Origin of the sequence: Bacillus sp. RZ2MS9, from assembly GCF_001816185.2 — a bacterium.
GTDB classification, from domain to species: domain Bacteria; phylum Bacillota; class Bacilli; order Bacillales; family Bacillaceae_G; genus Bacillus_A; species Bacillus_A cereus.
Map to the genome: position 1 here is coordinate 1 of NZ_CP049978.1, position 7,500 is coordinate 7,500.

Consider the following 7,500-nt stretch of genomic DNA (forward strand, 5'->3'; position numbering starts at 1 on the left):
TTGGAAAATATCTCTGATTTATGGAATAGTGCCTTAAAAGAATTAGAAAAAAAGGTAAGCAAGCCTAGTTATGAGACATGGTTAAAATCAACAACGGCTCATAACTTGAAGAAAGACGTATTAACGATTACAGCTCCAAATGAATTTGCTCGTGACTGGCTAGAATCTCATTACTCCGAACTAATTTCAGAAACACTATACGATTTAACAGGGGCAAAATTAGCAATTCGCTTTATTATTCCCCAAAGTCAAGCTGAAGAGGATATTGATCTGCCTCCAGTTAAGCCGAATCCAGCACAAGATGATTCAGCTCATTTACCACAGAGCATGTTAAATCCAAAATATACATTTGATACATTTGTTATCGGCTCTGGTAACCGTTTTGCCCATGCAGCTTCATTAGCTGTAGCCGAGGCGCCAGCTAAAGCGTATAACCCACTCTTTATTTACGGGGGAGTTGGGCTTGGAAAGACGCATTTAATGCACGCAATTGGTCATTATGTAATTGAACATAATCCAAATGCAAAAGTTGTATATTTATCATCAGAAAAATTTACAAATGAATTTATTAACTCTATTCGTGATAATAAGGCTGTTGATTTTCGTAATAAATATCGCAACGTAGATGTTTTATTGATAGATGATATTCAATTTCTTGCTGGAAAAGAACAAACTCAAGAAGAGTTTTTCCATACATTTAATGCATTACACGAAGAAAGTAAACAAATTGTAATTTCTAGTGATCGACCACCAAAAGAAATTCCGACTTTAGAAGATCGTCTTCGTTCCCGCTTTGAATGGGGGCTTATTACAGATATTACGCCGCCAGATTTAGAGACACGAATTGCGATTTTACGCAAAAAAGCAAAAGCTGAAGGGCTTGATATACCAAATGAAGTTATGCTTTATATCGCAAATCAAATTGATTCAAATATTCGTGAATTAGAAGGTGCACTTATCCGAGTTGTAGCTTATTCATCTTTAATTAATAAAGATATTAATGCTGATTTAGCAGCTGAAGCACTTAAAGATATTATTCCAAATTCTAAGCCAAAAATTATCTCTATTTATGATATTCAAAAAGCTGTCGGGGATGTTTATCAAGTGAAATTAGAAGATTTTAAAGCGAAAAAACGTACCAAATCAGTTGCGTTTCCTCGCCAAATTGCAATGTATTTATCGCGCGAGCTTACAGATTCCTCTTTACCAAAAATAGGTGAAGAATTTGGTGGACGTGATCATACAACAGTTATCCATGCCCATGAAAAAATCTCTAAACTACTAAAAACCGATACGCAATTACAAAAGCAAGTTGAAGAAATTAATGGTATTTTAAAGTAGTAGCTGAATAGTGTGAATAACTTACCTTGTTTTACGCACAGTCTATCCACATGTAGATAGACTGTTTTTACATCCTTTATAGGGGTTATCCACATATCCACAAGCCCTATTACTATTACTACTATTTTTTTATCTTTATTAATTAAATAAAATCTTATACTTACCGGAGGTTTTTCTTTATGCGTTTTACAATACAAAAAGACTATCTTGTAAGAGGTGTACAAGATGTAATGAAGGCAGTTTCTTCTCGTACAACAATCCCCATCCTTACGGGAATTAAAGTTGTAGCTACTGAAGAAGGGGTTACATTAACAGGAAGCGATGCTGATATTTCTATTGAATCGTTTATTCCAGTCGAAGAAGATGGAAAAGAAATCGTAGAAATTGCTCAATCAGGAAGCATTGTTTTACAGGCAAAATATTTTAGTGAGATTGTAAAAAAACTACCTAAAGACACTGTCGAAATTTCTGTAGAAAATCATTTTATGACAAAAATAAAATCTGGAAAATCAGAGTTTAACTTAAATGGTTTAGATTCTGCAGAATATCCGTTATTGCCACAGATTGAAGAACATCATGTATTTAAGATACCAACAGATTTACTTAAGCATATGATCAGACAAACTGTATTTGCAGTTTCTACTTCTGAAACAAGACCGATCTTGACAGGTGTAAACTGGAAGGTATATAACAGCGAGTTAACTTGTATTGCAACAGATAGTCATAGACTGGCACTTCGAAAAGCAAAAATTGAAGGACATAACATTGCAGATGAATTCCAAGCTAATGTTGTTATTCCAGGTAAGAGCTTAAATGAATTAAGTAAAATTTTAGATGAGTCTGAAGAAATGGTAGATATCGTTATTACGGAGTATCAAGTATTATTCCGTACAAAACATTTATTATTCTTCTCAAGATTGTTAGAAGGAAATTATCCTGATACGACACGTTTAATTCCAGCAGAGAGTAAAACGGATATTTTTGTAAATACAAAAGAATTCCTACAAGCAATTGATCGTGCTTCACTATTAGCAAGAGATGGCCGCAATAACGTTGTTAAATTATCAACTTTAGAGCAAGAAATGCTAGAGATTTCTTCGAATTCACCAGAAATCGGAAAAGTTGTCGAAGAAGTACAATGCGAAAAAGTAGATGGAGAAGAGTTAAAAATATCTTTTAGTGCAAAATATATGATGGATGCATTAAAAGCTTTGGATAGTACAGAGATTAAAGTTAGCTTTACTGGGGCAATGAGACCGTTCTTAATTCGTACAGTAAATGATGATTCAATTATTCAATTAATTTTACCGGTTCGTACTTACTAGGTAAGGAATAAGGGTTGCTAGTTTAAAGATGCTAGTGGCCCTTATTTGATTTTTGGGTATTACTTTCCTAATGCTAGTTTATTTAGTACAATGAAAGAATGAACACTTTCAGAAAGTGAGCGATTTTATGAAACGTATTAAAATTTCAACAGAGTATATTACACTAGGACAATTTTTAAAGTTAGCTGATGTAATTGATACAGGTGGCGCTGTAAAATGGTTTTTACAAGAATATGAAGTGTACGTGAACAACGAACTTGAAAATAGAAGAGGTCGCAAACTATATGCGAATGATGTTATTGAAATTCCAGGAAGCGGAACTTTCCAAGTTCAGGCATAAAGGGGGAGCCCTTTGTTTATTTCAGAAATACAATTAAAAAACTATCGCAATTATGAAAAATTAGAGCTTTCCTTTGAAGATAAGGTAAATGTAATTATCGGCGAAAATGCACAAGGGAAAACAAATTTGATGGAAGCTATTTATGTTTTAGCGATGGCGAAATCTCATAGAACCTCTAATGATCGCGAACTTATCCGCTGGGATGAAGATTTTGGTCAAATAAAGGGGAAATTACAAAAAAGAAACAGTTCTTTGTCTTTGGAATTAAATATTTCGAAAAAAGGTAAAAAGGCAAAATTAAATCAACTTGAACAACAAAAGTTAAGTCAATATATTGGCGTGATGAACGTTGTCATGTTTGCCCCAGAAGATTTAAATCTTGTAAAAGGAAGCCCTCAAGTAAGAAGACGCTTTTTAGATATGGAATTAGGACAAATAGCTCCTGTATATTTGTATGAATTAAGTCAATATCAAAAGGTGCTCACGCAACGAAATCACTTGTTGAAAAAAATGCAAGGGAATAGTAAGAATGAGGAAACGATGTTGGATGTATTTACACTTCAACTAATTGAGCATGGTGCGAAAATACTGCAAAAACGTTTTGAATTTTTGCATTTGCTACAGGAATGGGCAGCTCCAATTCATCGAGGTATAAGCCGTGGATTAGAAGAGTTAGAAATTGTCTATAAACCAAGTGTAGATGTATCAGAATCAATGGATTTGTCGAAAATAAAAGAAGTATACTATGAAAGTTTTCAATCTGTGAAACAACGTGAAATTTTCCGTGGTACGACTTTAATTGGTCCTCATCGTGACGATTTACAATTCTTCGTTAATAGTAAAAATGTTCAAGTCTTTGGTTCGCAAGGACAACAACGAACGACCGCACTATCCCTAAAATTAGCTGAAATTGAATTGATTTATTCAGAGGTTAAAGAATATCCAATCCTTTTGTTGGATGATGTTTTATCAGAATTAGATGATTATCGTCAATCACATCTTTTAAATACAATTCAAGGAAAAGTGCAAACATTTGTTACAACGACGAGTGTCGACGGAATTGAACACGAAACATTAAAAGAAGCGAAAACAATTCATGTAACGAACGGCACTGTAGATTGTGAAATAGATAGGGAATAACCCCTGTTTAAATGGAAAAGTAGGTGATCTTTGTGTCAATGGAACAAAAGCAAATGCAAGAAAATGCATATGATGAAAGTCAGATACAGGTGCTTGAAGGACTAGAGGCAGTTCGGAAACGCCCTGGTATGTATATTGGATCTACAAGTGGAAAAGGGCTTCACCATCTTGTGTGGGAAATCGTAGATAATAGTATTGATGAAGCACTTGCAGGTTATTGTGATGAAATTAATGTTAGTATCGAAGAAGATAATAGTATTCGTGTAACGGATAATGGGCGTGGTATTCCGGTTGGTATACAAGAAAAAATGGGACGTCCAGCTGTAGAAGTTATTATGACTGTTCTCCATGCCGGTGGTAAATTTGGCGGTGGCGGTTATAAAGTTTCTGGTGGTTTACATGGTGTTGGGGCATCGGTTGTAAATGCTCTATCAACAGAATTAGAAGTATTTGTACATCGTGAAGGTAAAATCCATTACCAAAAATACGAAAGAGGTATTCCGGTTGCGGATTTAAAAGTCATTGGTGACACAGATCAAACAGGAACAATAACTCGATTTAAACCAGATCCGGAAATTTTCCAAGAAACAACAGTATACGATTTTGATACGCTAGCAACTCGTATGCGTGAATTAGCGTTTTTAAATCGTAATATTAAATTAACAATTGAAGATAAACGTGAACATAAGCAAAAGAAAGAATTCCATTACGAAGGTGGAATTAAATCATACGTTGAGCATTTAAATCGCTCAAAACAACCGATTCATGAAGAGCCTGTGTACGTAGAAGGTTCAAAAGATGGTATTCAGGTTGAGGTTTCTCTTCAATATAACGAGGGATACACAAATAATATTTACTCATTTACGAATAACATCCATACGTATGAAGGTGGTACACATGAGGTAGGTTTTAAAACAGCTTTAACTCGTGTAATCAACGACTATGGTCGTAAAAATAGCATTTTAAAAGATGCGGACAGTAATTTAACTGGTGAGGATGTTCGTGAAGGTTTAACAGCAATTGTATCAATCAAGCATCCAAATCCACAATTTGAAGGACAAACGAAGACAAAACTTGGGAATAGTGAAGCGAGAACAATTACAGAGTCTGTATTCTCAGAGGCGTTTGAAAAGTTCTTACTAGAAAATCCTAATGTAGCGCGAAAAATTGTAGAAAAAGGTACGATGGCTGCACGTGCACGTGTAGCTGCGAAAAAAGCGCGTGAATTGACACGTCGAAAGAGTGCGTTAGAAGTTTCAAGTTTACCTGGTAAATTAGCTGATTGCTCTTCGAAAGATCCAGCAATTAGTGAAATTTACATCGTAGAGGGTGACTCTGCGGGTGGATCTGCAAAACAAGGACGCGATCGTCATTTCCAAGCAATTTTACCGCTGAAGGGTAAAATTATTAATGTGGAAAAGGCACGCTTAGATAAGATTTTATCAAATGATGAAGTTCGTACAATTATTACGGCGATTGGTACAAATATTGGTGGAGACTTCGATATTGAAAAAGCACGCTATCATAAGGTTATTATTATGACCGATGCCGATGTTGATGGTGCACATATTCGTACCCTATTATTAACGTTCTTCTATCGTTATATGCGTCAAATAATTGAGTGTGGTTATATCTATATTGCACAGCCGCCGTTGTTTAAAATACAACAAGGTAAAAAAATTCAATATGCTTACAACGATAAGGAACTTGAAAAAATCTTAGCAGAATTACCGGCCCAACCTAAGCCAGGGATTCAGCGTTATAAAGGTCTAGGGGAAATGAATCCAACTCAGCTATGGGAGACGACAATGGATCCAGAAGTACGTTCATTACTTCAAGTTTCCCTTCAAGATGCAATTGAAGCAGACGAAACATTTGAAATTTTAATGGGAGATAAAGTAGAGCCACGTCGTAACTTTATCCAAGAGAATGCAAAATACGTGAAGAACCTTGATATTTAAATGAGTAATGACAGGAATCTAAGTATTCCTGTCTTCTACATATAAATCAATGTATGTGTAACGGAAATGTAAGAGGAGGTGCTCGTTGATGTCAGACAATCAACAACAAGCACGAATTCGAGAAATTAATATTAGTCATGAAATGCGTACCTCATTTTTAGATTACGCAATGAGTGTTATCGTATCTCGTGCATTACCAGATGTTCGTGATGGATTAAAACCTGTGCATCGTAGGGTTTTATATGCGATGAATGATTTAGGAATTACAGCTGATAAAGCGTATAAGAAATCAGCACGTATTGTCGGTGAAGTAATCGGTAAGTATCACCCTCATGGTGATTCAGCCGTTTATGAAACAATGGTACGTATGGCGCAAGATTTTAGTCAACGTTATATGCTTGTAGATGGGCATGGTAACTTCGGTTCTGTAGATGGAGATTCAGCAGCGGCAATGCGTTATACAGAGGCAAGAATGTCTAAGATTTCTATGGAATTAATACGTGATATTTCAAAAAATACAATTGATTATCAAGATAACTATGATGGTTCCGAAAGAGAACCGATAGTACTACCAGCGCGTTTCCCTAATTTATTAGTAAACGGTACAACAGGTATTGCTGTTGGTATGGCAACAAATATACCGCCGCATCAGCTTGGCGAAGTAATTGATGGTGTGCTGGCATTAAGTCATAATCCTGATATTACTATCGCGGAATTAATGGAATATATTCCCGGTCCAGACTTTCCGACGGCAGGTTTAATTTTAGGAAGAAGTGGAATTCGAAGAGCTTATGAAACAGGTCGCGGTTCCATTATGCTTCGTGCTAAGGTTGAAATTGAAGAGAAGTCAAACGGTAAACAATCTATTATCGTAACTGAACTACCTTATCAAGTTAATAAGGCACGATTAATTGAAAAAATCGCAGAATTAGTTCGCGATAAGAAAATTGAAGGTATTACAGATTTACGTGATGAATCAGATCGTAATGGTATGCGTATTGTCATGGAAGTACGTCGTGATGCTAATGCAAACGTACTATTAAACAATCTATATAAACATACAGCGCTTCAAACAAGTTTCGGTATTAATATGTTGTCTCTTGTAAATGGGGAGCCACAAGTACTAAATTTAAAACAAAATCTATATCATTATTTAGAGCATCAGAAGGTAGTAATTCGTAGACGTACTGCTTATGAATTAGAAAAAGCAGAAGCACGTGCTCATATTTTAGAAGGATTACGAATTGCTTTAGATCATCTTGATGAAGTTATTACGTTAATTCGTAGTTCAAAAACGGCAGATATTGCCAAGCAAGGCTTAATGGAACGTTTTGGTTTAAGTGAGAAACAAGCGCAAGCGATTTTAGATATGCGTCTGCAACGCTTAACTGGA

At 35.4% G+C, this 7,500-nt stretch carries 6 protein-coding genes (1 of these 6 only partly in view); all 6 read left to right on the plus strand.

Annotated elements, in window-relative coordinates; translation table 11 throughout:
* Positions 1-1,341 (plus strand): chromosomal replication initiator protein DnaA, encoded by a 1,341-nt coding sequence (gene dnaA / locus BHV55_RS00005; protein WP_000428017.1) that lies wholly within the window; start codon positions 1-3, stop codon positions 1,339-1,341.
* 179 nt (positions 1,342-1,520) lie between these two features.
* On the plus strand, positions 1,521-2,666 hold the full coding sequence (gene dnaN / locus BHV55_RS00010) for a DNA polymerase III subunit beta (protein ID WP_001212884.1): 1,146 nt from the start codon (positions 1,521-1,523) through the stop codon (positions 2,664-2,666).
* A 127-nt stretch (positions 2,667-2,793) separates the two neighbouring features.
* Entirely contained in the window at positions 2,794-3,006 is a 213-nt protein-coding gene (gene yaaA, locus BHV55_RS00015) for a S4 domain-containing protein YaaA (RefSeq protein ID WP_000821364.1), read from the plus strand.
* 12 nt (positions 3,007-3,018) lie between these two features.
* On the plus strand, positions 3,019-4,146 hold the full coding sequence (recF, locus tag BHV55_RS00020) for a DNA replication/repair protein RecF (protein WP_000470745.1): 1,128 nt from the start codon (positions 3,019-3,021) through the stop codon (positions 4,144-4,146).
* Positions 4,147-4,184: 38 nt separating this feature from the next.
* Complete coding sequence (gene gyrB / locus BHV55_RS00025) at positions 4,185-6,107, plus strand: DNA topoisomerase (ATP-hydrolyzing) subunit B (protein ID WP_000435982.1); 1,923 nt, start codon at positions 4,185-4,187, stop codon at positions 6,105-6,107.
* 88 nt (positions 6,108-6,195) lie between these two features.
* A protein-coding gene (gene gyrA, locus BHV55_RS00030) for a DNA gyrase subunit A (protein WP_001282864.1) crosses the window boundary here: on the plus strand, positions 6,196-7,500 show its 5' portion. Its footprint extends 1,167 nt past the window's final position; 1,305 of the gene's 2,472 nt are visible here — the first part of the coding sequence; its start codon is at positions 6,196-6,198; the stop codon falls past the right edge of the window.